At 60.6% G+C, this 25,833-nt stretch carries 23 protein-coding genes; 15 read left to right on the plus strand and 8 right to left on the minus strand.

The window, feature by feature from the left end:
- Positions 1-42 precede the first annotated feature (42 nt).
- The 4 genes from E3O56_RS21185 to E3O56_RS21200 all read left to right on the plus strand — a co-directional run bounded on the left by E3O56_RS21185 (position 43) and on the right by E3O56_RS21200 (position 4,072).
- Positions 43-1,326 carry a urate hydroxylase PuuD gene (locus tag E3O56_RS21185; protein WP_032880113.1) on the plus strand — a complete coding sequence of 428 codons (1,284 nt, stop codon included), beginning with the start codon at positions 43-45 and terminating at the stop codon, positions 1,324-1,326.
- Positions 1,327-1,503: 177 nt separating this feature from the next.
- Positions 1,504-2,847: a nucleobase:cation symporter-2 family protein gene (locus E3O56_RS21190; RefSeq protein WP_103733708.1), complete on the plus strand. Its 1,344-nt coding sequence runs from the start codon at positions 1,504-1,506 to the stop codon at positions 2,845-2,847.
- 44 nt (positions 2,848-2,891) lie between these two features.
- Complete coding sequence (locus E3O56_RS21195) at positions 2,892-3,263, plus strand: hypothetical protein (RefSeq protein WP_143508472.1); 372 nt, start codon at positions 2,892-2,894, stop codon at positions 3,261-3,263.
- 23 nt (positions 3,264-3,286) lie between these two features.
- Positions 3,287-4,072 (plus strand): outer membrane protein OmpK, encoded by a 786-nt coding sequence (locus E3O56_RS21200; protein ID WP_005789957.1) that lies wholly within the window; start codon positions 3,287-3,289, stop codon positions 4,070-4,072.
- 108 nt (positions 4,073-4,180) lie between these two features.
- Here the strand turns inward: E3O56_RS21200 and E3O56_RS21205 are convergent, their stop codons facing one another.
- Together E3O56_RS21205 and E3O56_RS21210 are read right to left on the minus strand one after the other, a co-directional pair.
- Positions 4,181-5,329, minus strand: a complete 1,149-nt coding sequence (locus E3O56_RS21205) for a patatin-like phospholipase family protein (RefSeq protein ID WP_248128956.1) — start codon at positions 5,327-5,329, stop codon at positions 4,181-4,183.
- Positions 5,330-5,358: 29 nt separating this feature from the next.
- Complete coding sequence (locus tag E3O56_RS21210) at positions 5,359-6,294, minus strand: lipid A biosynthesis lauroyl acyltransferase (protein WP_005789961.1); 936 nt, start codon at positions 6,292-6,294, stop codon at positions 5,359-5,361.
- Between the two features lie 119 nt (positions 6,295-6,413).
- On the opposite strand from E3O56_RS21210, the gene minC reads away from it, so the two are divergent.
- The 8 genes from minC (at position 6,414) to E3O56_RS21250 (ending at position 14,542) form a co-directional block, all read left to right on the plus strand.
- Entirely contained in the window at positions 6,414-7,151 is a 738-nt protein-coding gene (gene minC / locus E3O56_RS21215) for a septum site-determining protein MinC (RefSeq protein WP_005789962.1), read from the plus strand.
- Between the two features lie 199 nt (positions 7,152-7,350).
- On the plus strand, positions 7,351-8,163 hold the full coding sequence (gene minD / locus E3O56_RS21220) for a septum site-determining protein MinD (RefSeq protein ID WP_003192835.1): 813 nt from the start codon (positions 7,351-7,353) through the stop codon (positions 8,161-8,163).
- A gap of 3 nt (positions 8,164-8,166) precedes the next feature.
- Positions 8,167-8,421: a cell division topological specificity factor MinE gene (gene minE, locus E3O56_RS21225; protein WP_003175252.1), complete on the plus strand. Its 255-nt coding sequence runs from the start codon at positions 8,167-8,169 to the stop codon at positions 8,419-8,421.
- Positions 8,422-8,514: 93 nt separating this feature from the next.
- Entirely contained in the window at positions 8,515-9,150 is a 636-nt protein-coding gene (locus tag E3O56_RS21230) for an RluA family pseudouridine synthase (RefSeq protein WP_005789965.1), read from the plus strand.
- A 171-nt stretch (positions 9,151-9,321) separates the two neighbouring features.
- The gene (locus E3O56_RS21235; RefSeq protein ID WP_228308780.1) at positions 9,322-10,611 is read left to right on the plus strand and encodes a M18 family aminopeptidase; all 1,290 of its coding nucleotides are present in this window, start codon (positions 9,322-9,324) and stop codon (positions 10,609-10,611) included.
- 153 nt (positions 10,612-10,764) lie between these two features.
- Positions 10,765-10,941 carry a hypothetical protein gene (locus tag E3O56_RS21240; protein ID WP_164699536.1) on the plus strand — a complete coding sequence of 59 codons (177 nt, stop codon included), beginning with the start codon at positions 10,765-10,767 and terminating at the stop codon, positions 10,939-10,941.
- Positions 10,942-11,013: 72 nt separating this feature from the next.
- Entirely contained in the window at positions 11,014-13,179 is a 2,166-nt protein-coding gene (locus E3O56_RS21245) for a mechanosensitive ion channel domain-containing protein (RefSeq protein WP_248128957.1), read from the plus strand.
- Between the two features lie 16 nt (positions 13,180-13,195).
- On the plus strand, positions 13,196-14,542 hold the full coding sequence (locus E3O56_RS21250; protein ID WP_032880106.1) for an amidohydrolase: 1,347 nt from the start codon (positions 13,196-13,198) through the stop codon (positions 14,540-14,542).
- A 112-nt stretch (positions 14,543-14,654) separates the two neighbouring features.
- Here the strand turns inward: E3O56_RS21250 and E3O56_RS21255 are convergent, their stop codons facing one another.
- From E3O56_RS21255 to E3O56_RS21275, 5 genes are all read right to left on the minus strand, one after another.
- Positions 14,655-14,879, minus strand: a complete 225-nt coding sequence (locus E3O56_RS21255; RefSeq protein WP_003192847.1) for an MbtH family protein — start codon at positions 14,877-14,879, stop codon at positions 14,655-14,657.
- Positions 14,880-14,961: 82 nt separating this feature from the next.
- Positions 14,962-16,359 (minus strand): aspartate aminotransferase family protein, encoded by a 1,398-nt coding sequence (locus E3O56_RS21260; protein WP_103733705.1) that lies wholly within the window; start codon positions 16,357-16,359, stop codon positions 14,962-14,964.
- A 179-nt stretch (positions 16,360-16,538) separates the two neighbouring features.
- A complete protein-coding gene (locus E3O56_RS21265; RefSeq protein ID WP_248128958.1) occupies positions 16,539-17,306 on the minus strand; it encodes an N-acetylmuramoyl-L-alanine amidase in 768 nt (255 codons plus the stop codon).
- Between the two features lie 123 nt (positions 17,307-17,429).
- Positions 17,430-18,749, minus strand: a complete 1,320-nt coding sequence (locus E3O56_RS21270; protein ID WP_078821947.1) for an ATP-binding protein — start codon at positions 18,747-18,749, stop codon at positions 17,430-17,432.
- Positions 18,749-19,429 (minus strand): response regulator, encoded by a 681-nt coding sequence (locus tag E3O56_RS21275; protein WP_005789979.1) that lies wholly within the window; start codon positions 19,427-19,429, stop codon positions 18,749-18,751. Before E3O56_RS21275 ends, E3O56_RS21270 begins: the two co-directional genes overlap by 1 nt.
- Positions 19,430-19,606: 177 nt before the next feature.
- Here E3O56_RS21275 and dsbD point away from each other — a divergent pair, with 177 nt between their 5' ends.
- From dsbD to dsbG, 3 genes are read left to right on the plus strand one after another with little or no spacing between them, the layout of a single operon-like run.
- The gene (gene dsbD, locus E3O56_RS21280; protein WP_248128959.1) at positions 19,607-21,334 is read left to right on the plus strand and encodes a protein-disulfide reductase DsbD; all 1,728 of its coding nucleotides are present in this window, start codon (positions 19,607-19,609) and stop codon (positions 21,332-21,334) included.
- Positions 21,334-22,179: a TlpA disulfide reductase family protein gene (locus tag E3O56_RS21285; RefSeq protein WP_032880099.1), complete on the plus strand. Its 846-nt coding sequence runs from the start codon at positions 21,334-21,336 to the stop codon at positions 22,177-22,179. Before dsbD ends, E3O56_RS21285 begins: the two co-directional genes overlap by 1 nt.
- Positions 22,155-22,916 carry a thiol:disulfide interchange protein DsbG gene (gene dsbG, locus E3O56_RS21290; RefSeq protein WP_032880097.1) on the plus strand — a complete coding sequence of 254 codons (762 nt, stop codon included), beginning with the start codon at positions 22,155-22,157 and terminating at the stop codon, positions 22,914-22,916. Before E3O56_RS21285 ends, dsbG begins: the two co-directional genes overlap by 25 nt.
- Before the next feature lie 68 nt (positions 22,917-22,984).
- On the opposite strand, the gene E3O56_RS21295 is transcribed toward dsbG, so the two are convergent.
- Entirely contained in the window at positions 22,985-25,573 is a 2,589-nt protein-coding gene (locus E3O56_RS21295; protein WP_248128960.1) for a hypothetical protein, read from the minus strand.
- Positions 25,574-25,833: the final 260 nt, after the last annotated feature.

Genomic DNA, 25,833 nt, shown 5'->3' on the forward strand with positions numbered 1-25,833 from the left:
GGATCACCCGACAACAAGGGTGACAGGCGAGAGGTAAAGACTGTGGAAGCACATCTGTTGGAATGGCTGAACCTGAGCGTGCGCTGGGTTCACATGATCACTGGCGTCGCCTGGATCGGCGCTTCGTTCTACTTTGTCTGGCTGGAAAACAACCTCAATCGCGTCAACCCCAAGAACGGCCTGGCCGGTGACTTGTGGGCGATCCACGGTGGCGGTATCTACCACCTGGAAAAATACAAACTGGCTCCGCCGACCATGCCGGACAACCTGCACTGGTTCAAATGGGAAGCCTACTTCACCTGGATGTCGGGCGTCGCACTGCTCTGCGTGGTGTTCTACCTCAACCCCACGCTGTACCTGCTCGCCCCCGGCAGCAGCCTCAGCGGCACCGAAGGCGTATTGCTGGGCATCGGCTCACTGTTCGCCGGCTGGTTCATCTACTCCTTCCTCTGCGACTCGGCCCTGGGCAAGCGCCCTGCCCTGCTCGGCTTGATCCTGTTCGTGCTGCTGATTGCGGCGGCGTATGGCTTCAGCAAGGTGTTCAGCGGCCGTGGCGCCTACCTGCACGTGGGTGCGGTGATCGGTACGATCATGGTCGGTAACGTGTTCCGCATCATCATGCCCGCCCAGCGTGCACTGGTGGCAGCCATCGCCGAGAACCGCACACCGGATCCGGCGCTGCCGGCCAAGGGCTTGCTGCGTTCACGCCACAACAACTACTTCACCTTGCCGGTGCTGTTCATCATGATCAGCAACCACTTCCCGAGTACCTACGGCAGCCAATACAACTGGCTGATCCTGGCCGGGATCGCAGTGGCGGCGGTGCTGGTAAGGCACTACTTCAACACCCGGCATGACAGCCAGAAGTATGCGTGGACCTTGCCGGTGGGCGCGTTGGCGATGATCAGCCTGGCGTATGTAACCGGGCCCAAACCTGCAGAACCGATTGCCAAGGCACCTGCTGCGATCGAGTACCAGCCGCTGCCGGAAACCGCCCTGGGCGGTGGCTTGAAACCCGCAGCGCCTGCCGCCCCCGCCGCTGAACCGGCACCGGCCCAGGCCACGACCGACTTCGGCCAGGTGCACCATGTGATCGAGCAACGCTGCACCGTGTGCCATTCGGCCAAGCCCACCAGCCCGTTGTTCAGCACCGCTCCGGCTGGGGTGATGTTCGACACACCGACACAGATCCAGCAGCAGGCCGCGCGTATTCAAGCGCAGGCCGTGGCCAGCCAGATCATGCCGTTGGGCAATATTACCCAGATGACCCAGCAGGAAAGAGACCTGATCGGCACCTGGATCAATCAGGGGGCCCGCACCAACTGACTGTTTCACACGGGACCAATGTGGGAGCTGGCTTGCCTGCGATAGCAGTGTGTCAGTCACCGGATGAGTTGCCGACCCTGCGCTATCGCAGGCAAGCCAGCTCCCACAATTGAGATCTGCCGTGTTTTGAAAATTGCTTTGCAAACAACACAAAAATAAAAAGATTCGAGGTGTTGCATGTCCCAGTTAGAAACGCAGACTCCTGCCGCACCCGCCATGGTGCGGCTGCCCCTCTTGCAACTGATTCTGGTTGGCTTGCAACACGTCTTGCTGATGTACGGCGGCGCCGTCGCCGTCCCCCTGATCATTGGCCAGGCCGCAGGCTTGAGCCGTGAAGAAATCGCCTTCCTGATCAACGCCGACCTGCTGGTGGCCGGTATCGCCACCATGGTGCAGTCGTTCGGCATCGGCCCGGTAGGTATCCGTATGCCGGTGATGATGGGTGCCAGCTTCGCCGCCGTCGGCAGCATGGTCGCCATGGCCGGTATGCCCGGTATCGGTTTGCAAGGCATCTTCGGCGCGACTATCGCCGCCGGGTTCTTCGGCATGCTGATCGCGCCATTCATGTCCAAGGTTGTGCGCTTTTTCCCGCCGCTGGTAACCGGTACCGTCATTACCGCCATCGGCCTCTCGCTGTTTCCCGTGGCCGTGAACTGGGCCGGTGGCGGCAGCGCTGCCGCCACGTTCGGCTCGCCGGTGTATCTGGCGATTGCCGCCCTGGTGCTGGCGACCATCCTGCTGATCAACCGCTTCATGCGCGGCTTCTGGGTGAATATCTCGGTGCTGATCGGCATGGGCCTGGGTTACGGGTTGTGCGGCGTTATCGGCATGGTCGACCTCAGTGGCCTGGCCCAGGCGCCCTGGGTGCAGGTGGTCACGCCGTTGCACTTCGGTATGCCCAAGTTCGAGTTGGCGCCGATCCTGTCGATGTGCCTGGTGGTGGTGATTATCTTTGTCGAGTCCACCGGCATGTTCCTCGCCCTGGGCAAGATCACCGGCCAGGAGGTCACCCCGAAAATGCTGCGCCGCGGCCTGCTGTGTGACGCCGGCGCGTCGTTCTTTGCCGGTTTCTTCAACACCTTTACCCACTCCTCCTTCGCGCAGAATATCGGCCTGGTACAAATGACCGGCGTGCGCTGCCGCTCGGTCACGATCATGGCCGGGGCCTTTCTGATTGTGCTGAGCCTGTTGCCCAAGGCGGCCTATCTGGTCGCGTCGATTCCGCCGGCAGTACTCGGTGGCGCGGCGATAGCCATGTTCGGCATGGTGGCGGCGACCGGGATCAAGATCCTGCAGGAAGCCGACATCGCCGACCGTCGCAACCAGCTATTGGTAGCGGTGAGCATCGGCATGGGCCTGATCCCCGTGGTACGGCCGGAGTTCTTCGCGCAACTGCCACTGTGGATGAGCCCGATTACCCACAGCGGGATCGCCATGGCCACACTCAGCGCGTTGTCGCTGAACATCCTGTTCAACATCCTCGGCGGCGCTGAACGCCCCGAAGTCGCCCATACGCATTGATTCCTTTGTTAGTACAAAAATAACAACAAACAGGGAACAGCCACATGCACAGCCTTCAACCGGGGCCGGCCACACGCCGCGCCCCATTCTCGCCCCTCGCGCTCTGTTACAGCGCACTTGAGCCCAGGCCTGGGAGCCAGTATTCTCCGCGCCCGCTCGAATCGACTCAAAAAAAAACAGCGAATGTAAAAGCTGACTTCAAGGCCAACTTATCCCGGCCTGATGTTGGCTGCCAAAGTGCGCAAAAGTCCTCTGAATTCGACTGCATCCGCTGCAGCCGACGGGGATTTTTTGGCTTTTCAAACACCTTGGCGCAGCTCTTGCTAACAGCATTAAAGCTGACCGAACAGACGATTTTTGCAGCGAACCAAAAGGCGCCATACCAGAGCGCCTGCGTAGAAGAAAAAAAACCATAAAACTTTAACTCGGGAGCAACCGAATGAAACCCATGTTCAAAGGCCTGATGCTGGCGGGATCCCTGCTGGCTGGTGGCCAGGCCGTCGCCGGTGACTTGTTGCAGTGGCAGAACAACAGCCTGACTTACCTGTGGGGCAAGAGCTTTACCGTCAACCCGCAGATCCAGCAAACCGTCACCTTCGAACATGCCGACGCATGGAAGTACGGCGACAACTTCTTCTTCCTCGACCGTATCTTTTACAACGGCAAGGAAGACGGCAATGTCGGCCCGAACACTTACTACGGTGAGTTCAGCCCGCGTTTGTCGTTCGGCAAGATTTTCGACAAGGACCTGTCGTTCGGCCCGATCAAGGACGTGCTGCTGGCCTTCACCTACGAGTTCGGCGAGGGCGATAACGAGTCCTACCTGCTGGGCCCGGCATTCGACTTGAACATCCCCGGTTTTGACTACTTCCAGTTGAATTTCTACCAGCGCCAGACCGAGGGCAATCGCCCGGGTGACGGTGTGTGGCAGATCACTCCGGTGTGGTCGTACACCATCCCCGTGGGCAATTCCGACGTGCTGATCGACGGTTTCATGGACTGGGTGGTGGATAACGACAAGAACGCCCGTGGCACTTATCACGCCAACCTGCACTTCAACCCGCAGGTCAAATACGACTTGGGCAAGGCGCTGCACTGGGGCGACAAGCAGTTGTATGTAGGTTTTGAATACGACTACTGGAAGAACAAGTACGGGATTGAAGACAGCGGCGCGTTCAAGACGACTCAGGACACCGCAAGCTTCCTGGTCAAGTACCACTTCTAAAGGTTGATCGCGGTTCCCTGTGGGAGCTGGCTTGCCTGCGATCGCGGTGTGTCTGTGCCAGCAGTGTTGGCTGGCATACCGCTATCGCAGGCAAGCCCCCTCCCACATTCAGTTAGGCGTCAGGCCGAGGAATCGGCTGATTTCGTCGCGCTTGGCCAGCGCATCCTTGCGCCCCAACTCGATCAACTCGCTGCAATACCCCGCCTCGAACAGCAAATAACTCAACACCCCCGCCCCGCTGGTCTTGGTCGCCCCCGGCCCGCGCAAGAACAAGCGCAACGCCGCCGGTAATTCCTGGCGATGTCGCGCCGCGATTTCATCGATAGGCTGGCTGGGCGCAATCACCAGCACGTCCACCGGCGCCAGGCCCTGCACCGCGGCGTCGACAGGGACAACCCGACTAAACTGGTTCAAGCGCTCCAGCAGTTCGATATCGCTTTCCAGGCTGTCAATGAAGGTGCTGTTGAGCATATGCCCACCGATTTGCGCCAGGGTCGGTTGCTGGCCGGTGTAGGTACGTTGCGTCGACGCTTCATTGCCCCTGGGATTGCCGCTCACGCCGACCACCAACACGCGGCTGGCGCCCAGGTGCAAAGCCGGGCTGATGGGCGCTGACTGCCGCACCGCGCCATCGCCAAAGTACTCTTCGTCGAGTTTGACCGGAGCAAACAACAGCGGAATCGCCGAACTCGCCAGCAAGTGCTCCACCGTCAGCTGGGTCGGCACGCCGATACGCCGATGGCGCAGCCATGCATCGATGGTGCCGCCGCCCTGGTAGAAAGTCACCGCTTGCCCGGACTCATAGCCAAACGCCGTCACCGCCACTGCCTGCAAGTGCTTGCGGCGAATAGCCTCGTCGATGCCGTCCAGGTTCAAGCGTTCTTGCAGCAAGTCGCGCAGTGGCGAGCTGTTGAGCAGCGCCACGGGCACCTGGGCGCCCAGGCCCAATAGGCTGTGGATGAGGAAACGGCTGGCCTGGCGTATTACCCCAGGCCAGTCGCTGCGCAGCACCTGGTAGCTGCGAAAGCCCTGCCAGAACGCTGTCAGCCGTTCAATCGCCGCCGTAAAGTCAGTGGCGCCACTGGCCAGGCTCACCGCATTGATCGCGCCGGCGGAGGTGCCGACAATCACCGGAAATGGATTCGGCGCCCCCGGTGGCAGCAACTCGGCAATCGCCGCCAACACCCCCACCTGATACGCCGCTCGCGCCCCGCCGCCGGAAAGAATCAAGCCTGTGACCGGTTCAACTGGGCGCATTGCGTCACTCCGTGTGGGAAAAATCAGCGTTATCGACGGCGCTTTTCATACAGTTTGGGCTCACCCGGCGGCCGGCTCTTGAAACGGCGATGGGTCCACAGGTATTGCTCGGGGCAATCGCGTACCGAGGCTTCGACCCATTGGTTGATGCGCAGGCAGTCGATTTCGTCGGTTTCACCCGGAAAATCGGTCAACGGTGGATGGATCACCAATCGGTAACCGCTGCCATCGGCCAGGCGCTCCTGGGTGAACGGCACCACCAACGCCTTGCCCAGGCGTGCGAACTTGCTGGTAGCGGTGACGGTAGCTGCCTGGATACCGAACAGCGGCACGAAGATGCTTTGCTTGGCGCCGTAATCCTGGTCCGGTGCGTACCAGATGGCCCGGCCGGCACGCAGCAGCTTGAGCATACCGCGCACGTCGTCGCGCTCCACGGCCAGGGAATCGAGGTTATGGCGCTCACGACCACGGCGCTGGATAAAATCGAACAGCGGGTTGCCATGCTCGCGGTACATGCCATCGATGGTGTGTTTCTGCCCCAGCAGCGCCGCGCCGATTTCCAGGGTGGTGAAGTGCAGGGCCATCAGGATCACGCCCTTGCCTTCCAAGTGTGCCTGCTTGAGGTGTTCCAGCCCTTCGACATGGGCCAGTCGCGCCAGGCGCGGCTTGGGCCACCACCAGCTCATGGCCATTTCAAAAAAGGCGATACCGGTGGAGGCAAAGTTTTCCTTGAGCAGGCGTTTGCGCTCCTGCACGGATTTTTCCGGGAAGCACAGCTCAAGGTTACGCGCCGCGATACGGCGGCGATCGCCAGCCACGCGGTACATCCCCGCACCCAGCAGGCGACCAATGGTCAACAACGCCCGGTACGGCAACTGGGTGACCAGCCACAGCAGGCCGAGCCCCAGCCATAGCAGCCAAAAACGCGGGTGAAGAAATACAGCTCGAAAACGCGGGCGATCCATTACAGATTCCGGTAAAGACAAGGGCCGCGCATTCTACAACGGTTCGACTCGGCTTGCGGCGGGTGAGTGTTCTCGTTATAAGTCTCGACACTTTTCGTGACAAGCCGCTTTCGCCGACCATGAGCCAAACCGAACCGCTAGACCAAGATCCCGTGTTCCAGCTAAAAGGCAGCATGCTCGCCATTACCGTGCTGGAACTGGCGCGCAATGACCTTGATGCCCTGGACCGCCAACTGGCCGCCAAGGTTGCCCTGGCGCCAAACTTTTTCAACAACGCCCCGCTGGTGCTGGCGCTGGACAAGCTGCCGGCCGGCCAGGGCGTGATTGATTTGCCCGGGCTGATGCGCGTGTGCCGCTCCCATGGCCTGCGCACCCTGGCGATTCGTGCCAGCCGCATCGAAGACATTGCCGCCGCCATCGCCATTGAACTGCCAGTACTGCCTCCGTCCGGTGCCCGCGAGCGTCCCTTGGAACCGCTGGTCGGTGAAGAGAAGAAAAAACCGGAAAAACCACCCGAGCCTGCGATCAAGCCGACAAAGATCATCACCTCGCCGGTACGCGGCGGGCAGCAGATTTACGCCCAGGGCGGCGACCTGGTGGTGATCTCCTCGGTCAGCCCGGGGGCGGAACTTCTCGCCGATGGCAACATCCATGTATACGGCCCGATGCGCGGACGTGCCCTCGCCGGCATCAAGGGTGATACCAGAGCGCGGATTTTCTGCCAGCAGTTGACCGCTGAGCTGGTTTCCATCGCGGGTCAGTACAAGGTTTCCGAAGATTTGCGCCGTGATCCGCTGTGGGGGGCTTCGGTACAGGTCAACCTGTCGGGCGATGTGTTGAACATCATCCGGCTTTAACGGATACTGCCGCATTTTCCAAGCATCTCTAGACTCTGATAGCAAAGCGAAACCGGCAAGACTTGTGTAGGACTTTTTGGAAGTTGGTGTTTCCCCATGGAAACTCCTTCTTTTTCCTGCAAAGGCTGTCCGCCTGCAGCGAGTTTCAAGAGATGTTTTTCAGGGACCGAAAGTCCTTTTTCCTTAGGGGTGAAACACCTTGGCCAAGATTCTCGTGGTTACATCCGGCAAGGGTGGTGTGGGTAAGACCACCACCAGCGCCGCTATCGGTACCGGCCTCGCACTGCGCGGCCACAAGACAGTCATCGTCGACTTCGACGTCGGTTTGCGTAACCTCGACCTGATCATGGGCTGCGAACGCCGCGTGGTGTACGACTTCGTCAACGTGGTGAACGGCGAAGCCAACCTGCAACAGGCCCTGATCAAGGACAAGCGCCTTGAGAACCTGTATGTACTGGCCGCCAGCCAGACCCGCGACAAAGACGCGCTGACCAAGGAAGGCGTGGGCAAGGTTCTCGCCGAGCTCAAGGAAACCTTCGAATACGTGGTGTGCGATTCTCCGGCCGGTATCGAAACCGGTGCTCACCTGGCGATGTACTTCGCCGATGAAGCCATCGTGGTGACCAACCCGGAAGTCTCCTCGGTACGTGACTCGGACCGTATGCTGGGCCTCTTGGCCAGCAAGTCCAAGCGCGCTGAAGAAGGCCAGGACCCGATCAAGGAGCACCTGTTACTCACCCGCTACAACCCGGAGCGTGTCAACAATGGCGAGATGCTCGGCGTTGAAGACGTGAAGGAAATCCTCGCAGTGACCCTGCTGGGCGTGATCCCTGAATCCCAGGCCGTGCTGAAGGCATCCAACCAGGGCGTGCCGGTGATTCTTGACGACCAGAGCGACGCCGGCCAGGCGTACAGCGATGCAGTCGATCGCTTGCTGGGCAAGACCGTGGAACACCGCTTCCTCGATGTTAAGAAGAAGGGATTCTTCGAGCGTATCTTTGGAGGCAACTAAACAATGAAATTTCTCGACTTCTTTCGCGCCAACAAAAAGCCAAGTACCGCGTCGGTAGCGAAAGAGCGTCTACAGATCATCGTGGCGCACGAACGCGGCCAACGCAGCACGCCGGATTACCTGCCAGCCTTGCAGAAGGAACTGGTCGAGGTGATCCGCAAGTACGTCAATATCGGCAACGATGACGTGCATGTCGCTCTGGAAAATGACGGCAGCTGCTCGATTCTGGAACTCAATATCACCCTGCCCGATCGTTGATCGAAAGGGCGGTCGCCACGGCGGCTCGATCACCTTGATCCTTCGGGAACCAGGTGGGCGAGCCGCCGTTGGCGTTTGTTACGAGGCTGTTTAATGCCGCTGTCCAATATACATATCCTGCATCAGGACGACGCTGTCCTGGTGGTGAACAAGCCGACCCTGCTGCTCTCGGTGCCTGGTCGCGCCGACGACAACAAGGACTGCCTGATCACGCGCCTGCAGGAAAACGGCTACCCCGAAGCCCGTATCGTCCATCGCCTGGACTGGGAAACCTCGGGGATCATCCTGCTGGCCCGGGACGCCGACACCCACCGCGAACTGTCCCGCCAGTTTCACGACCGCGAAACAGAAAAAGCCTACACCGCCCTGGCCTGGGGCCAGCCGGAACTGGACAGCGGCAGCATCGACCTGCCCCTGCGCTACGACCCGCCGACCAAGCCACGCCATGTGGTGGACCACGAGTTCGGCAAGCACGCCCTGACCTTCTGGAAAGTGCTGGAGCGTTGTGGCGACTGGTGCCGCGTGGAGCTGACGCCGATCACCGGGCGTTCGCACCAGTTGCGTGTGCATATGCTGTCCATCGGGCATCCGTTGCTGGGTGATGGTTTGTATGCTCATGAACAAGCCTTGGCTGCCTGGCCGCGGCTGTGCCTGCATGCAAGCATGCTCAGTTTCACCCATCCACAAAGCGGCGAGCGCTTGCGCTTCGAGTGCCCTGCCCCCTTTTAAGCTGCGAACACAGGTAAATGTGGGAGGAGGCTTGCCCCCGATGGCGGAGTGTCAGTCACTGTATTTGCTCACTGACACACCGCAATCGGGAGCAAGCCCCCTCCCACATTTGTTCTGTGCACTTCTGGCCATCGAACGGTAAACTCCGCGCATTGCTGTCTGGAGCTATTTATGCGCGAAGCGTTGAATCAAGGCCTGATCGACTTCCTAAAGGCCTCCCCTACTCCTTTTCATGCCACTGCGGCCCTCGCCCAGCGCCTGGAAGCGGCCGGTTACCAGCGTCTCGACGAGCGCGACACCTGGACCACCGAGGCCAATGGTCGCTACTACGTGACCCGCAACGACTCCTCGATCATCGCCTTCAAGCTCGGCCGCCACTCGCCGTTGCAGGGCGGCATCCGCCTGGTCGGCGCCCACACCGACAGCCCGTGCCTGCGGGTCAAACCCCAGCCTGAGCTGCAACGCCAGGGCTTCTGGCAGTTGGGCGTGGAAGTCTACGGCGGTGCGCTGCTCGCGCCGTGGTTCGACCGCGACCTGTCCCTGGCTGGCCGCGTCACCTTCCGCCGCGACGGTAAGGTCGAAAGCCAATTGATCGACTTCAAGCTGCCGATCGCCATCATTCCCAACCTGGCCATTCACCTGAACCGTGAGGCCAACCAGGGTTGGGCGATCAATGCCCAGACCGAGCTGCCGCCGATCCTTGCGCAATTTGCCGGTGACGAACGCGTGGACTTTCGCGCCGTGCTCACCGAACAGTTGGCCCGCGAGCATGGGTTGAACGCTGATGTGGTGCTCGACTACGAGCTGAGCTTCTACGACACCCAAAGCGCGGCGGTCATCGGCCTCAATGGCGATTTCATCGCCGGTGCGCGCCTGGACAACCTGCTGTCGTGCTACGCCGGCCTGCAAGCCTTGCTGACCAGCGAGACCGACGAAACCTGCGTGCTGGTATGCAACGATCACGAAGAAGTCGGCTCCTGCTCGGCCTGCGGCGCCGATGGCCCGATGCTGGAGCAGACCCTGCGCCGCCTGTTGCCTGAAGGTGATGAGTTCGTACGCACCATTCAGAAGTCACTGCTGGTATCGGCGGACAACGCCCACGGCGTGCACCCCAACTACGCCGAGAAGCACGACGCCAACCACGGTCCGAAACTCAATGCCGGGCCGGTGATCAAGGTCAACAGCAACCAGCGCTACGCCACCAACAGCGAAACCGCCGGGTTCTTCCGTCACCTGTGCATGGCCGAAGAAGTGCCGGTACAAAGCTTTGTGGTGCGCAGTGACATGGGCTGCGGCTCGACCATCGGCCCGATCACCGCCAGCCACCTGGGTGTACGCACCGTGGATATCGGCTTGCCGACGTTTGCCATGCACTCCATTCGAGAGCTGTGCGGCAGCCATGACCTGGCGCACCTGGTGAAGGTGCTGGGGGCGTTTTACGCGAGCCGCGACCTGCCCTGATTTGACGGGCAAAATGTGATCGAAATGTGGGAGGGGGCTTGCTCCCTCCCACATTTGGTTCGATGTACTGCCAAACTGACTTGTATCACCTGCACTTCCTGCAATCGCGCCTAGACTTGTCAAAACTTCCACTGCGACAAGGCTATTGCTCCCATGATTTCAATGTCCTCATTCCACGCCATGCTCATCCCCATCGTGATCGGCATGATCATGCTCGCGGTCGGTTTCAATTTTCGCGACAAGCCCCTCGGCGTGTTCGGCATGTGGGTTGGTATGCTGCTGATCCTGGGCACCGTGGTCTACAAGATCCTCGCCAAACTGGCGCAATGACAAATGCGCTCGCATTGGGCATAGCGGCCTCGTACACTCGGTCAATTCGTTGCTTTGAAGGTTGACCGCCTCGTGCTTTCCCGTCTGTTTGCCCTGCCCTGCTACCTGCTGATCGCCCTGCTCACGCTGCTGCCGCTGTCATCCGCCCAGGCGGTAGGCTTGCCCGGAATGCTGGGTGGTTCCAGCAAGGCCCAACCCCAGGCTGAAGTGCCCCTGGGGCAGTCGCTGGACGAGGTGATCAAGACCCTCGAAAACGACCAACAGCGCACCCAGCTGCTGAGCGACCTGAAAAAGCTGCGCGCCGCCACGCAAAAGGCCCAACCCGCTACAGAGCAAGGTGTGCTCGGGTTGATCGGCAGCACGCTGTCGGGCTTTGAACAGCAGTTTTCCGGCGCCGACAGCCCATTGGGGCGCTGGTCCAATGAAGTCGACCTGGCCAAGGATGAACTGGGCGCGCTGATGCTGCCGGCCAACGAATGGCTGCCGATCATCTTTGGTTTTGCCGTGATCCTGGCAGTGTGGAGCCTGCTGGCCGCCGCGCTGATCTGGCTCAGCCACCGGGTACGCGAGCGTTTCGGCCTGCCCGAAGAGTTACCGCAACACCCGCGCACCTGGGACATGCTGCGCTTTGCCCTGCGCAAGCTGGGCCCCTGGTTGATCGCCCTGGTGATCACGGTTTACCTGAGCTACGCCCTGCCTTCCTCCCTGGGCAAATCCCTGGCGATGGTGCTGGCCTATGCCTTGGTGGTCGGCACCTGTTTTTCGGCAATCTGCGTAATTGCCTTCTCCGTACTTGACGGCCCGCACCGCCACCGCGCCCTGTATATCCTGCGCCATCAGGCGTTCCGCCCGCTGTGGTGGATCGGCAGCTTTGCCGCCTTCGGTGAAGCCTTGAGCGATCCGCGCCTGGTCGAGGCGCTCGGCCAGCACCTGGCCCACACCGCCGCAACCGTGGCCAATGTAATGGCGGCGCTGTCCACCGGCGTGTTTATCCTGCGTTTCCGTCGACCGATTGCACACCTGATCCGCAACCAGCCGCTGTCGCGCCGCCTGACCCGCCGCGCCCTCACCGACACCCTGTCGATCATCGGTACCTTCTGGTACATCCCGGCCTTGCTGCTGGTAGGTATCTCACTGTTCGCGACCTTCCTGTCGGCCGGCGACACCAGCACCGCCCTGCGCCAGTCGCTGCTGTGCACGGTGCTGCTGGTGTTGTGCATGGTGATCAACGGCCTGGTGCGCCGCCACGCCCTCAAGCCACAGCGCGGGCACAAACGCCATGCGCTGTACTCCGAACGCCTTAAAGGGTTTGTCTACACCCTGGTGCACCTGGTGGTGTGGCTGGCGTTTATCGAGCTGGGGCTGCGGGTGTGGGGCCTGTCGATGATTCGCTTTACCGAAGGTGACGGCCATGAAATAGCCGTGAAGCTGTTTGGCCTAGGTGGGACCTTGCTGTTTGCCTGGCTGATCTGGATCCTCAGCGACACCGCCATCCACCACGCCCTGACCCGCTCACGCAAAGGCCTGGCCAACGCGCGTGCGCAAACCATGATGCCGCTGATCCGCAACGTGCTGTTCGTGACCATCTTCATCATCGCCGCCATTGTGGCGCTGGCGAACATGGGCATGAATGTCACCCCATTGCTGGCCGGTGCGGGTGTAATCGGTATCGCTATCGGCTTTGGTGCGCAGTCGCTGGTAGCGGACTTGATCACCGGCTTGTTCATCATCATCGAAGACTCCCTGGCCATCGACGACTACGTAGACGTCGGCGGCCACCTGGGTACGGTGGAGGGCCTGACCATCCGCACCGTGCGCCTGCGCGATATCGACGGCATCGTGCACACCATCCCGTTCAGCGAGATCAAGAGCATCAAGAACTACTCCCGAGAGTTCGGCTACGCGATCTTCCGGGTGGCAATCCCCTACAACATGGAAATTGACGACGCAATCAAGCTGATGCGCGATGTCGGCCACGCCATGCGCAATGACCCGCTGCAACGCCGCAATATCTGGTCGCCGCTGGAAATCCAGGGCGTGGAGAGTTTCGAATCCGGCAGCGCGATCCTGCGCGCACGCTTCAAGACCGCGCCAATCAAGCAGTGGGAAGTCTCGCGAGCGTTCAACCTCTCGCTCAAGCGGCACCTGGATGAAGCCGGCCTCGACCTGGCAACGCCGCGCTTGAGCGTGCAGGTAGTGACAGCAGGCAGCGTGCAGGAGAAAGATCCACAACAATAAGCAAGCAGAGGTTGGTATGCGAATGAACGGTCTGACACACCAATGGGTTTTGGGTTTGCTCTGCGCGGTCACGAGCAGTGCAGTGATTGCCGCCAGCAGCGGCCAGGACGGTGCCAGGGAAACCATTGCCTCCCAGGCAAAAATACTCGAACCCAGCCTGTTGGAAACCCGCCGCGACATCCACGCCCATCCAGAACTGGGCAATACCGAAACCCGCACCGCCGAGTTGGTCGCCAAACAATTGCGCGAACTCGGCCTTGAGGTGAAGACCGGGGTGGCCCGCACCGGCGTCGTTGCCATATTGAAAGGCGCGCTGCCCGGCCCGACCGTGGCCCTGCGCGCCGACATGGATGCGCTGCCGGTCAAGGAAGTCGCCGACCTGCCCTTCGCCTCCAAAGCCAAGGGCACCTACCTGGGCAAGGAAGTCGATGTGATGCACGCCTGCGGTCACGACGCCCATACCGCCATCCTGCTGAGCACTGCGAAGATTCTTACCGGGATGCGCGACCGCCTGCCCGGCACCGTGGTGTTTTATTTCCAACCGGCCGAAGAAGGCCCCAGCGATTTTATCCCCGACGGCAAGAACACCTGGGGCGCGAAGATGATGGTGCAGGAAGGCGTGATGAAAGCGCCCAAGCCTGACGCGGTGTTCGGCCTGCATGTGTGGGCCGGTGTGCCTGCCGGGCAAATCGCCTACCGCCCAGGCCCGACCCTGGCCAGCTCCGACGACCTGCGCATCAGGATCCTCGGCAAACAGACCCACGCCGGCCGCCCCTGGGACGGTATCGACCCGATCACCGTTGGCGCGCAAACCATTGTCGGCCTGCAGACCGTGGTCAGCCGCCGTACCGATATTTCGTCATTCCCCTCTGTCGTGAGCATCGGCACCATCAACGGTGGTACCCGCTACAACATCATCCCCGAGTCGGTAGACATGAGCGGCACCATTCGCTCCTACGACTACGGCATTCGCCAGAAGCTGCATGCAGACGTGCGTCAAACCGTAGAGAAAATCGCCGAAAGCGGTGGCGCCAAGGCCGAAGTGACGATCATCGAGAAGTATGACCCCACCATCAACAACCCGGCGCTGACCGAGAAAATGCTGCCGAGCCTGCGCTGGGCGGCTCAGGGTGATGTGGTGCAAGGCCCGTTGGTGGGTGGCGCCGAAGACTTCTCGTTCTATGCCAAAGAGGCACCGGGGCTGTTTGTCTTCCTGGGGGTGACACCGAGGGACCAGGACATGAGCAAGGCGGCGCCGAATCACAACCCTGGGTTCTTTGTGGATGAGTCGGCGTTGGTGGTGGGCGTGAGGACGCTGGCGTCGTTGGCGACGGATTACCTCTACACCCACACCCCGCACTAATGCTTGATGTGGGAGGGGGCTTGCTCCCGATAGCAGTGTTTCAGTTGAACATTGGCTGACTGATACACCGCTATCGGGAGCAAGCCCCCTCCCACAGTCGGGCCCAAGTGAATCAGTTGGCGAGGGCGGCGCCGTCCATCTTCTGGCGCAAGCTCAACGGACGCATATCCGTCCACACTTCCTCGATATACGCCAGGCACTCCTTCTTCATGCCACTCTTGCCCACGGTTCGCCAGCCTTCAGGCACAGCCTTGTAGTCAGGCCAGATCGAATACTGCTCTTCGTGGTTGACCACTACCTGAAACAGGATGTCGTCGCGGTCAAATACTGAGGTCATTGCTGTTCTCCATCGCTCAAAGGCTGGCTGCGCACCACGCGCAGCGCTGATATCTGTAGAAACGTACCAGGCACCGCAAAAATTAAACGCCGGCAACCGCCGCCGCCAAGGCGCGCCCGAAGATCTCGGCCACCTGGTCGACTTCGGCCGCGGTGATCACCAGCGGTGGCAGAAAGCGCACCACGCCGCCATGGCGCCCGCCCATCTCCAGGATCAGCCCGCGCTTGAGGCACTCACGCTGCACCAGCGGTGCCAACAGGCGATGCACCGGCGGGTGCCCCAGGCTATCAAGCGGGCCAGTCGGATCCACCAGCTCGACCCCCAGCATCAGCCCACGACCACGGATATCCCCCAACTGCGGAAAGTCGCGCTGCAGGATGCGCAGGTGCTCGCACAGACGCTCGCCCATGGCAGCCGCATGACTGGCCAAGTCGTGATCCTTGAGGTAGCGCATCACCGCCGAGCCCGCCGCCATCGCCATCTGGTTGCCGCGGAACGTCCCGGCATGGGCACCCGGCAGCCAGGTGTCGAGCCAGTCGCGATACACCACCACCGCCAGCGGCAGGCTGCCGCCAATGGCCTTGGACATCACCACCACATCCGGAATGATGCCGGCGTGTTCGAAGGCAAACATCTTGCCGGTACGCCCAAAGCCGCTCTGGATTTCATCGATGATCAGCGCCACCCCCGCTTGCGCGGTGATACGCCTTAAGCCACGCAACCAATCGAGGTCGGCAGGGATCACGCCGCCTTCACCCTGAATCACTTCGACAATCACCGCCGCCGGCAGCACCACCCCGGCTTCGGGATCGTTGAGCAGGTTTTCCAGGTAGTGCAGGTTGGCCCGCACACCCTGGGCGCCGCCCAGCCCGAACGGGCAGCGGTAGTCATACGGAAATGGCAGGAACTGCACGCCATTGCCCAACAACGCCCCCAGCGGCTTCTTCGGCCCCAGGCTGCCCATCAAACTCAACGCCCCCTGGCTCATGCCGTGATAAGCGCCCTGGAACGACAGCACAGTGCTGCGCCCGGTGGCGGTGCGCACCAGCTTCAACGCGGCTTCCACCGCATCGGTGCCGGTGGGGCCGCAGAACTGGATTTTCGCTTCCCGCGCCAGTTCCGATGGCAGCAAGCCGAACAGGTCCTGCACGAACTGATCCTTGACCGGTGTGGTCAGGTCCAGAGTGTGCAGCGGCAACTCGTCGCTCAAGACTTGCTGGATCGCCTGGATCACCACCGGATGGTTATGCCCCAGCGCCAGGGTGCCGGCGCCGGCCAGGCAGTCGATGAAACGCCGCCCCTCGACGTCTTCCACATACAGGCCCTTGGCGCGTTTGAGCGCCAGGGGGATACGCCGCGGGTAGCTGCGGGCGTTGGACTCCTGCTGGCGCTGGCGGGCCAGCAGCGGGGTTTCGTCAAACTGGTAGAGCGTTTCCGCAGGCGCCAGGGCGTCTTCGATACGGCTGGTAGCGACTGACATCTCTCGATCCCTCAATACGCTGATGATGACCAAACTGCCGATCCGTTGGCGGCTGGCCCAAGGGCATGCGCACGGATTTCCTGTTCTGGAAACGCATCAGCTAGAACAGGATTTAGGGGGCGGCGATCGATAACTGATGAATGAAGATGCAAATGTGGGAGCAAGCCCCCTCCCACACTTCATAGCCCGCGGTATTTGTCGTTCAGTGCATACAAGATCGCGCAGCTCTCTGCATCCAGGAACCCGCAATAATCCCTAGCCCGAAAATGCATCTGGAACGCCCGGGTGCGCTGTTCAAAGGCTCGGCGATTCTGCGCGGGCTTATAGCCGTAGCGCTGAAACGCCCGCTCTACCTCAACCTCTGGTGGCAAGCCGACACAAAAGCGGCGCTGGTACATCGCCCGTGTTGGCTCATCAAACCAGGCCCCAATACCGGCCTCATGCAGAACACGCCAGGGCAGCCGCGGCCCCGGATCACTCTTGCGCCAATAGGCCACATCCGAATGCCCGATCAGGTCAGTCGGGCCGACCTGCGGATAACGTGCAAGCACGTCGCGGACTATTGCAATCAACGCATCGATCTGTGCCGGGGAGTATTCGGGAAAGGTAAATACCCCCGCGTCATCCCGCGCCAGGTTGACGATTTCAACGCCAATCGAGCGGCTGTTGAGGTCGTCCCTCCCCGCCCAATGGCTCACTCCCGCGTGCCAGGCGCGTTTGTCCTCCTCCACCAGGCGAAACACGCGCAACTCTTCATAACCCGCGGCGCGGTAGCTGGATTCATCGGGGTCGGGCAGCAGATAGTGGGCGCTGACGCCGTGTTGCGTAAGGGTACGCAGGGACGAAGCAAAAGGCGCCGCGGTGTAGTGCAGAATAACCTGCTGCACGGATTCACCTCGGCGGTCGTTGAAATCCCTGGCTGGGAAACTGGTGTCGATAACCAACATAAGAACCGTCCTTTTCATTTCAGGCCGAATCATTCGGCCCGTTCAAGCGCAAAAAAATTACCGCCATCCTGAAGGGTTGAATGTCAGGCGGGCGGTAATTACTTGGCACATGAAAAGCAAGGTTCAGCGGCGCAGCGGCATACCCAGCTCAACCCGCAAGCCGTCCGGCTGGCTGTCGAACTCAAGCGAGCAGGCGCAGCGCTGCACAATCGCCTGCACGATCGCCAGGCCCAGGCCGCAGCCTTCGCTGTTGCCATTACGCCAGAAGCGCTGGGTAAGGTATTGCAGGTCTTCGCTGGAGATCTGCTTGCCATGGTCACGCACGCGAAACACCACGTTATCCGGGGTAGAAAACACGTGCAGTTCCACGCGGGTATCGGCGGGGGTATGGCGCAAGGCGTTGTCCAGCAGGTTACGCAAGGCCGCGACGGCGAGGCCTACGGGCATTTCTACCGGAACGTGGGAGAGGTCCGGCGCAAGAATAAGATCGATACGGGAATTGTCACCGGCATTGGCGTCCTGGATCGCCAACCTGGCGACTTCTTCGGCACTGGACTGCAAGCCATCGTCAAACGACAAGCTGCCCTCCACCCGCGCCAACAGCAACAATTGCTCCAGCGTGCGATGCAAGCGGTCGGCTCCCTCCTCGGCGTGCGCCAGCGACTGGTCGCGCGCCGCACCTTCGGTCATGCGCGCCACTTGCAGGTGGGTCTTGATTGCCGTCAACGGGCTGCGCAGTTCATGGGCCGCGTCACCGGTCAGGCGGCGCTCGCGCTCGATGGTCTTGGCGATGCGCTGCAACAGTTGGTTCTGGGTGTCGAGCAACGGCTTGAGCTCGCTGGGCAACGGGTGAATCTGCAAGGGTTCGAGAGAGTCGGCGCTGCGGCGCATCAAGGCGTCGCGCATACGATTGAGCGGCACCAGGCTCTGGCCGATGCCCAGCCACAACAGGCACAGGCAACCAAGCAATGCCACGCCGACCGGTACCGATGCTGCCAGCAGGATCGACAGGTTGAGTGCCTCACGCTCCACCTGGCGGTCTGCGGTGGTGATCAGCAGGTCGCCCCGGGACAGGGTGAAACTGCGCCAACCCACGCCATCGATCATCTGGTCACGAAAACCACTCCTGCGCGACTCCAGACCTTCATCCGGGGTCGTGTGGCTGCGTGCCAGGATCTCGCCGCGCAAGGAGCTGACCTGACAGGCCATGCCCCCCGGCACATTCAACTGTTCGGTGCGCAAATGTGCACCACCGCTGACGCTGGCCAAACCCGGCATCTGCTCGGTGAGCCCGGCTACCATGCGCGCCGAGGCCACCAGGCGCTGGTCGAGGGAGAACATCATCTGGTTGCGCAAATCGTTGAGCATCCAGGCGGCCGCCAGCACCCAGATCAGCACAAAAGCGGCGCCCAGCTTGAACGTCAGGCGCAGGCGCAAGCTCATCACTGAGTGTTCTCTCCTGCATCAGCCGGCCCCAGGCGATAGCCCAAGCCCCTGACGGTCTCGACGATGCCATTGCCCAACTTGCGCCGCAGGTGATGGATATGCACGTTGAGCGCGTTGCTTTCCAGCTCATCACTGAACCCGTAGATGCTGTCCTTGAGCTGCTCGCTGGACAACACACGGCCCTTGTTGTGCAGCAGCGCCTGCAACAGCGCCTGTTCGCGACGGGACAGGTCCACCGGCTGGCCATCCAGGAAGGTCTCGCGGCTGCTGGGGTCGTAGGCCAGGCGGCCGTGCTCGATCAGGTTGACACTGCGCCCCGCCACCCGGCGCAACAGGGTTTGCAGGCGGGCGGCGAGTTCGCGCAGGTCGAAGGGCTTGAGCAGGTAGTCATCGGCGCCAGCTTGCAGGCCGTCGACGCGGTTGGTCACCGAGTCCCGCGCGGTGAGGATCAGCACGGGAATTTCCAGGCCCTGGCTGCGCTGTTGTTGCAGCAGCTTGAGGCCATCTTCGTCAGGCAGGCCGAGGTCGAGCACCATGATGTCGAACGCTGCAGCCTTGAGCATCGCCCTGGCGGCTGCGGCCGTGGCCACGCGCTCGACCGTAAAGCCCTGGGCACCGAGGCCGGCCACGATACCGCTGGCGATCAGTTCGTCGTCTTCACAGACCAGTACGTGCATGCTGAACCCTTCATGAAAGATGGGGGTGATTAGAAAAGCGCCAGATTAAGCGCGCATTATGCCGCTAAAGTTCACAACATCAGATTATCCCTACACTCTAGAATAGCGTCCGGTTAATCATCGGTTAATCAGCGCCACACATTGTGTGCCTCACTTGCATCGAACTAAGGCTTGACCATGCGGCATCTGTTTACCTTTCTGCTGGTGTTGTTCGCGGGATTCGCCCAGGCAGCGCCGGGCAACCCCTTCGAAACCAAACCCGACTTTCTCCCGGTGGGCAAAGCCTTCGCCTTTACCTCCGAACGTCTTGAAAGCGGCGAAACCCAACTGTATTGGCAGATAGCCGACGGTTACTACCTGTACCAGCAACGCATGAAGTTCGACGGCCTGGCCGAACAACCCGTGCTGCCCCAGGGTGAAGCCCATAGCGATGAGTTCTTCGGCGAACAGCAAGTGTATCGCCAGGGCCTGGAAGTGAAGATCCCGGCCGGCGCCACCGGCAAGGTCAAGCTGGGCTGGCAGGGCTGTGCCGATGCGGGCCTGTGTTATCCACCGCAGTCGATCACCGTGGACCTGGGCGGCAACCCGGCCGTAGCCGCTACCGCGCAGGCCCAGGACCAAAGCCTGGCCAGCGGCCTGCAACAACGCAGCCTGGGCTGGAGCCTGCTGATCTTCTTTGGCCTGGGCCTGTTGTTGGCGTTTGCGCCCTGCTCGCTGCCGATGCTGCCGATTCTCGCCGGCCTGGTAGTCGGCAGTGGCGCCAGCCCGCGCCGTGGTTTTGCCTTGGCCGGTAGCTACGTGGTGTGCATGGCACTGGTGTATGCGGGCCTGGGTGTGATGGCCGCGCTGCTTGGCGCCAACCTCGCCGCGCTGCTGCAAACCCCGTGGATCCTTGGCAGCTTTGCCGCGCTGTTCGTGCTGCTGGCCCTGCCGATGTTCGGCTTCTTTGAATTGCAGTTGCCCGCCTTCCTGCGCGACCGTCTCGATAACGTCAGCCGCCAGCAAAGCGGTGGCAGCCTGGTGGGTGCTGGTGTGCTCGGCGCGCTGTCCGGCCTGCTGGTGGGCCCGTGCATGACCGCGCCCCTGGCCGGCGCCCTGCTGTATATCGCCCAGAGCGGCAATGCGCTGCACGGTGGCCTGATCCTGTTCGCCATGGGCATCGGTATCGGCATTCCGCTGTTGCTGCTGGTGACCGTGGGCAATCGCTTCCTGCCCAAGCCGGGCACCTGGATGAACGTGCTCAAGGGTATCTTCGGCTTCCTGTTCCTGGGCACCGCCGTGCTGATGATTCGCCCAGTGGTCGGCGACAGCCTGTGGATCGGCCTGTGGGGTGCGTTGGCGCTGGTGATGGCGTACTGCGGCTGGACACTGGCCCGTGAGTTCGGCCTGGCCGCCAAGGTGTTCGGCGCAGGTTCCCTGGTGCTGGGCCTGTGGGGCGCGATACTGGTGGTGGGCGCAGCCGGTGGCAGCGATGAGCTGTGGCAACCGTTGAAGGTTTACAGCGGCTCAAAGGTCGCCGGTGCACCGAGCGCTCACGATGCCTTCACCACCATCAATGACCCGGCAGTGCTGCAAAGCCAGCTCGACAGCGCCAAGGCCCAGGGCCAATGGGTGCTGCTGGATTACTACGCTGACTGGTGCGTGTCGTGCAAGATCATGGAGAAACAGGTGTTTGGCAAACCCGAAGTCATGGACGCGCTCAAAGACGTGCGCCTGCTACGCCTGGACGTCACCGCCGACAACGCTGCCAGCCGCGAACTGCTGGGCCGCTACAAGGTGCCGGGGCCACCGAGCTTCGTGTGGATCGGCCCGGACGGTGATGAACGTCGCGCCCAACGCATCACCGGCGAAGTGGATGCCGCCGCCTTCCTGCAACGCTGGACGCAAACCCGAGACGCGCGCTGATGTTGACCCTGACCATCGGCACATTCGCCATCGCCCTGAATCACATCCTGCTGATCAGCGCGCTGATTCTCGCCACCCTGGTGGGCTGGCGCGTGGCCAAGCGTGGCGGTGAGAACCCCGAATCGGTGCTGTTCAGCCTGTTCCTGCTGGGCATGTTGGCCGCCCGCGTCAGCTTCGTGCTGATGTACTGGAGTTATTACAGCAACGACTGGGTCGAGATGGTCGACCTGCGTGACGGTGGCTTCCTCGCCTGGCCCGGCATCATCGCACTGGTGCTCGGCGCGCTGGCGTATGGCTGGCGTCGCCCGGCCCTGCGCAAGCCGCTCAGCGCCGGGGTGATCACCGGTCTGTTGTTCTGGGGAATGGCCAGCCTGTCCCTCAGCCTGTATGAAAAAGGCACGCGCCTGCCGGACATCACCCTGCGCAACGCCAATGGCGAGGTGGTGCAACTGGCGGATTACCAGGGTGGCCCGCTGGTGATCAACCTGTGGGCCACCTGGTGCCCGCCGTGCCGGCGCGAAATGCCCGTGCTGGAAAACGCCCAGCGTATGCGCCCCGACGTGACCTTTCTGTTCGTCAACCAGGCCGAGAGCATGCAAAGCGTCAGCACCTACCTGGCCACCCAGGGCCTGAACCTGGACAACGTGCTGTTCGACGCCAGCGGCCGCCTCGGCCAGGCCGTGGGCTCCATGGCCCTGCCGACCACGCTGTTCTACCAAGCCGATGGGCGCCTGATCAACAGCCACCTGGGCGAACTCTCCGAAGCCAGCCTGGCCCGGGCCATGGAACCCTTCGATGACACCACGACAAGGAAACCGACATGCCTCGCCTCCGCCACCTGCTGACCCTGCTGCCCTTGACGCTCGCCGCCTCCCTGGCCCAGGCCGAAGACTGGCCGGCGCCGATCAAACAGATCGAAGCCAAGGGCGCCAGGATCATCGGTAAATTCGATGCCCCCAGCGGCCTCACCGGCTACGCCGCGCAATACCAGAACCGTGGCATGGCCCTGTACCTGACCGCCGACGGCAAAAACGTGATCGCCGGCAACCTGTACGACGCCCAGGGCAATGACCTGAGCACCGCGCCCCTGGAAAAACTGGTGTACGCACCCATGGCCAAGGAAGTCTGGGCCAAGATGGAAAAAAGCAGCTGGATCCAGGACGGTGATAAAAACGCCCCGCGCACCGTGTACCTGTTCAGCGACCCTAACTGCCCCTACTGCAACATGTTCTGGGAACAGGCGCGGCCGTGGGTCAAGGCCGGCAAGGTACAGTTGCGCCACATCATGGTCGGCATCATCCGCGAAGACAGCCCAGGCAAATCCGCCGCCCTGCTCGCCGCCAAAGACCCGCAAAAAGCCCTGCAAGAACACGAAGCCGCCGGCAAGGGCAGTAAGCTCAAGGCGCTGGAGAAGATCCCGGCCGAGGTCGAGGCCAAGCTCGATGCCAATATGAAGTTGATGGATGAACTGGAGTTGTCAGCAACGCCGGCGATTTTCTATCTGGATGACAAGGGTGGATTGCAGCAGCAACAGGGGGCGCCGTCGCCGGAGAAGTTGGTGAAGATTTTGGGGCCGAAGTAAGTTGATAAAAACGACGTGCATAAAGCGCCCACCCTAAGCAGGTGGGCGTTTAGTCAAGCTGCCTGAAGCTACAACCAGAAGGTAAAGAAATCAAAGTACATCCAATCGCCAGACGATATCTCTATGTAGCCTATTACCGAACCTACCGGTGCAGAAAAATCGATCCAACTATTCAAAGGACTCCCATTTAAATTTACTGCACCTAAATATCCGCCAGACGGACTGTAAAAACTCACTGTTGTAGGATAGTGATTCCAGGTATATGCACACTTCACACGCTTACATGTAAAGGTTAAATCAAGGCGCACTCTTTGATGACTCGGTGCCTGGCCTAATCCATCAGCAAAAACAAGTGCCTGCCCCTCTAGCATCCCTGGTGTCGATGGATACGTTGAGATACCCATTTTTCCTGGCCCAGATAGAAAACGTATGTTCATCGTCGGGATGCTAATACTTGCGCCTGCAGAAATCAGTCGGGTCGGCTGACCAGTAAAGTTTTCATAGCGAATTTTGGGGGGCACAATGACTGTCAATTCCAATGATTGGAACCGCACTGCGCCCGTCGCACTTGAACTCCCGTCAGTCGTGACCTCGCAAAAAACAGTCAACGGGCTGTGATCTTTCAATTTTTCCAATTCAGATCGCAGCAGTACTGCCGATAACCCGTTATCGACTTCCTCTGAAATTACGCGTGGGTCCATACGCACGTTGATTGTATGGGGGGCACCGGATTCGAGAGTCCCGACAACACGTAGCCAAGCATTTTGCCCTTCAAAAGCAAACCACCACGCTTTGTCGAAGTTTGCGTCATACACGGTGATATGCGCATCACCGGTAAAAGTCTGCAGATCTAAAATCCCGCCTTGAGTAGCAGGTGGCGTAGCCTCTGGCACAACGGGTGTCGGCAACCGGGTCGGCACACTGATCTTCAGCCCAAGCGTCTTCGACGGCGCCAACTTACAAGTACTGGTCACTATGTAGTTGATCAGGATGGTTTTACCTGCGCCCTGAATCACCGCTTCACGCGGGATCGCAAAATCAACATAGCCCGGATCACTGTTGCCCGGTTTTGATTCCAACGGCAGGCTCGTACCGTCCGCCTTGATCCACTTTACCTGAATCGTCTGATGAGGGCTGATCCGCTCATACTCCACCCGCACCGTTACACCGTCCCGGCCATTCCAGATGGTCAGTTGATCATCCACTGCTTCACATACCCTGGGAGGGGGCAGTGTCAAAGCTTCCTGCTCGATGCTGAAAGTCCGAACCGGGAACTCGACGGCAGTCTCCCACGTACACTGGCCATCGAAGTTCGCGGCAAAATGCAGCTCAAACGCTTTGCAATCCGCCAGCTTTTGCAGCTTGGCCCTGGAGATCGGTGTATCGACCCCATCGTGTAACCAGGCGGCTTTAAGCGGCTCGGCCTCCAACACATAAAAACAATAGTCGCTGCCATCCTCAAGCGTACCGGTTACCCACATCCAGCAGCAGTCCAGCTCAATGGCATAACTCCAAATGGGCACCACGCCCTTTGCGTCGCCACGAAAGGTATTGAGGTCCAGACGGTTGCCTGTGGACTGTTCAATATTCGATTTTGGCAAGCCCGTGATGCCCAGCACTTTCACCCTGCGTTCGGGTGAAGACCATTGGCTGCCGTCGCAACGCGTGACGCCGTAAGTCAAGGTAATGGTTTGCTCAAAGTTGGCACGAATCGCTAAAGGCGATACTGCAAACACCAGGCTGGTTTCACCTTCAACCGGTTGGCGACACTCCAGCACCGGCGTTCCTGGCCCCGGCGTCCCGGAAGACTTCGGGCATACCGTATCACCGCTGCATATGCCCTCATACCCCACAGTGATATGCGCACCGTTAACCGTGTTTATGGGGTTGACCACCCAGCCGTCGAACTCGGTGTGTGCAGCTTCCTTGAGGTCAGGTGGCGACAGTTCCAGGTGAGGCTCGGTGAGCAATGTCAACACTAGCGAGGGGAACGATCTATAGGGAGTGGCCCGGCTGAAGCGCACGGAGGCCAAAACAAACAGTTCGCTGTCATGTTTAAGTTGTTGGAACAACTCCCGAGGGATTGCTCGACGCCAGCCCAGGCGTATGTCTTCGTCGGTAACCGGTTCATCCTCGAATGGGTAGAGTCTGGCCTTGGACCCATCGGGATAGATGCCGCCTATATAGCAGTCGATCGTCTGGATTGTGTCGGCAAATGCCCAGGATGGGATGTAAAGAATCGGATCTTTACAGCACAACAAAGAAAGATCCAGTTTGCCATCGGTTGCTTTGAGAATTTGCACCTGAGACAGGTTCGAGGGCAGGCTGATCCATACTTGACCTTGTAAGGACGTTTGATCATCCCCGTTTCGGGTAACGGTGTAAGTGAACAACACGTAATTGTCCAACCATAGTGCTATGTATTCGGCAGGGATATAAATGTTGATACAACCAGCGTCGTTGCCATTCTGGGGTGGTATCGGCGGATAAGCGCTGCCCGCCAGTGGCCAATTCAGAGTGATGCTGTCAGTTGCCTGCATGTCGTCGTAGCAGACGCTGACATTGCCTCCGTCTAGCAGAGTGAGTGAATCGACACGGCCATTTTCGTCAGCCTCAACCAGCGTTGGCTCGGGCAGATCCAGCAATAATTTGGGCATGAGGAGAGGTCCTTTTTCAATTGGCAGGAAATGCCGAGGTACAGGTGTAAGTCCTGATCGACACCGTCCTATCACATCGAAAAAACGCCTCTTTTCCTACTGTCAGAATTCACAGTTATCAGCTGGAGAACGTATTCTCCGACCATCGGACAGTACCCACTACGCCTGAAGATCCCTGCAACTCCACAGTAGGTGCAAAAACGCTCCCGCCAATGGCGGGAGCGTTTTCAATCGGCTGTTATCAAGGGCATGCGTCCTCG

This window comes from Pseudomonas sp. W2Aug9, assembly GCF_023127755.1.
Lineage (GTDB): Bacteria > Pseudomonadota > Gammaproteobacteria > Pseudomonadales > Pseudomonadaceae > Aquipseudomonas > Aquipseudomonas synxantha_A.